The sequence below is a fragment of the Alteromonas sp. CH_MED4-4 genome (genome assembly GCF_037029575.1).
Lineage (GTDB): Bacteria > Pseudomonadota > Gammaproteobacteria > Enterobacterales > Alteromonadaceae > Alteromonas > Alteromonas macleodii.
The window spans coordinates 1-2,814 of record NZ_JAYMEU010000062.1 but is presented as its reverse complement, the minus strand read 5'-3'; the positions used below and the strand labels follow the sequence as shown (position 1 = coordinate 2,814).

General features: G+C 45.1%; 1 protein-coding gene. It reads right to left on the bottom strand.

Annotated features, from left to right (window positions below; genetic code table 11):
- Positions 1 to 224 precede the first annotated feature (224 nt).
- Entirely contained in the window at positions 225 to 2,348 is a 2,124-nt protein-coding gene (locus tag WA381_RS20830) for a TonB-dependent receptor family protein (RefSeq protein ID WP_020745975.1), read from the bottom strand.
- Positions 2,349 to 2,814 lie beyond the last annotated feature (466 nt).

Genomic DNA, 2,814 nt, shown 5'->3' with positions numbered 1-2,814 from the left:
ACCCACCTCCGCAGCCATTTATTGGTGTGGTCTACAGAGGATTATGTCTTTTTAGAGGGGAAAATCCCTAGAACCCCTTTAACGGCGAGGTAAAACAAAAAGAAATGGTCGTAAAGAGCGATTTTATTACATGTTGAAGTGTGGAGGTGGTCTGAAAAGACGCTGGTTATAAGCGCGCACCGCAGGGCCAAGTTATCGCCCCTGCTTGCTTACAATTTTGCTATTTACATTTGAAAGCGTACGCCTGCAAATACGGTTCTTTCGAGGGCAGGTTCGATACCATCATTTCTCACGCGAGAATAATAGTTCTCGTCTAAAAGGTTATTAATGCCTCCATATACTGCCCATTGCGAATCGATACGATATTCAGCGGTCAGGTCAACAACTTCATAGGAAGGAATTAGCGCGGCTATTTCATCGATGCCTGTTCCTCTAGACGCATTCGAGTCTTGCCAAAATTGCTCGTCTACCATTGTCGCAGTAAGCGCGACATCAAGCTTTTCCGTGTTGTATATAAACCCGGCGCGTAAAAGATACTCCGGTGCAAAAGCGGTGGTATTTCCAACCAGGCTCTCGTTAAGGGAAGAGACGATTTCGGCATCAAGCAACGAGCCATTGGCAAAAATTCTAAAACTTTCGTCAGCACGACCCGCAAAAAGGTCGTAGTCGACGCTAAACTCTACGCCTTGATGGCGAGAGTCGCCAGAGTTCACTCGCTCTATGTCAGCGATATTTACCTGAATAGTTTCAATTTTGTCGTCAAAGTCGATTCTAAACGCACTCACGTCAAGTACAAGACCATCAACAGGCATGGCGCGGTAACCAAATTCATAGTTCATTGCACTAGAAACATCGGGGCCATTTGAGCTGGCGAGTTCTGAATTGGGGTTGGCCAAATCATCAAATCGTTGAGGGCGATAAGATTCAGAAACGTTTGCATAAAGCTCACTGATTTCGTTGAGCTGATACATCATGCCAAGACCGAGTAGCAGTTCATTTTCAGTCTCGTCTACGTCGATAGGATCTCGGTTTAGACTTGGATTTTTAGTCAACTCTTCTAAGTCGTAATTAACGCGCTCATAACGTAGGGTAGGTACCACACTCAATTTATCGAATTTGAATAAATTTTCGATAAATACGGCGTTATACGTCATTTTACGGTCTTGATCGAATAGCAAGTCAGCGGCGTTCTGTTGGTTAGAGCGAATATCGCTACTGACGTGACGAGTTCTTGGGCTATCTCCCCAGTAAGAGGTTGTCCCCACAGTCAGCACATTGTTGTCGCCCCAGGCTTGCGCATAACGGGCGTCGAAGCCCCAATTATCGAATTCTTGTTGATCAATATTTGTGGTAGCAGGCTCATTCTCAGGCTCAGAAAATTGCCCAGAACGGCGACTAAAGCGGTCCATGTATGAATACCAGACATTCGCGTCAAGCGTCGCACTATCGCTAATCTTCTGCGCAAAAGTAAAATTAGCCAGTACTTGTTCTATCTCAACACGATTGAATGGGGTTAATGTTTGATTGCGGTCTTGTTCAAATTCCGTCGTACTCAAACGACCTGCTTCACCAGAGTCTGAGTTGTATACATCAAGTTCGAAACCAAGGCGAATGTCGTCAAACCCTTCATAAGCCACACTAACGTGGCCTGATGTTACATCGAAATCTTCATTATCTCGAGGGCCGTCGGCCGAACGGTGGTCTACCGATGCAAAGAAACCGAAGTCTCCAGTTGAAGTGGCAAACTCATTATAAGTGCTATATAGCCCATTGCTCCCGAGTGCTTGATCGGTTCGAAAGCCCGTATCGCGGCCTACTTCTGCGCGCTTGGTAATAAAGTTTACCGTCGGCCCTATTTGTGGACCGTAAATTAAACCCGACCCGCCGCGAACGAATTCTATGCGCTCAATACGCTGTGCTGGCGGCATGTAGTAGATGGTAGGGTATCCGAAAAGGTCTGCGGCTAGGGGAATATTGTTTTGAAAAAAGCCCACGAACTCAGACTCATGAGGGTTTCCTAAGCCGCGGTAGTTCACATTGTAAAAACTGGGGATGGCTTGATCTGAAACGAAGAGCCCCGGCAGCGTAGAAAACATCTGTCTTAAGTTTGGCTCAATGAAGTTAGGCATTTCATCAAGCTCTACCACTGAGGTCTTTTTGCCCTCAAAGATTTTGCCAGAATCAACGGCAGCCATGGTGCGTGGAAATGTTGAATCGCTATTTCCACTAATGGTGATACGCTCAATATCGTCTGGCGCTATAGCCGCCATTGCGGACGCGCTCGACAGTCCCGCTAGTGCAAATGCTATCGCTTTACCCAATTTAGATACTCTACTTACATTTCTCATAAATTTACCCTTTAATACTCTAAATACAAATGATAATGGTTCGTATATGATATATATAATTGTTTTTTTATCAACAAAAAATTCGAAGAATAAAATCTATTTAACAAAAATGCTTATGAACTAGATGATTGCCCACTCAGAGGGCGCTAGCAAGTCTCCTAGCGAAACGTGAGAATCCAGGAGTGGCTGTTCCCTTTCAAATTCCCAGGACGAAGCTACGGAACTTGCCAGACCTTCCCGAAGTGCGAGTTTGAAATGTCCTTACTCTTTGTTGTGTCACTTTGATGCAGAACCACTTTACCTGCGGTAACACGGCGCGATTACGAAATTTTAAGTCTCGCTGAGTGGGTAATTTTCTATGCGGAATGATGGTTTTAAAGAGAGAGAATATGGGGTTCTAGGGATTTTCCCCTCTAAAAAGACATAATCCTCTGTAGACCACACCAATAAATGGCTGCGGAGGTGG

Excerpts from the sequence above, each read along its gene's own strand:
- WA381_RS20830 (WP_020745975.1), bottom strand. The coding sequence starts at position 2,348 with ATGAGAAATGTAAGTAGAGTATCTAAATTGGGTAAAGCGATAGCATTT.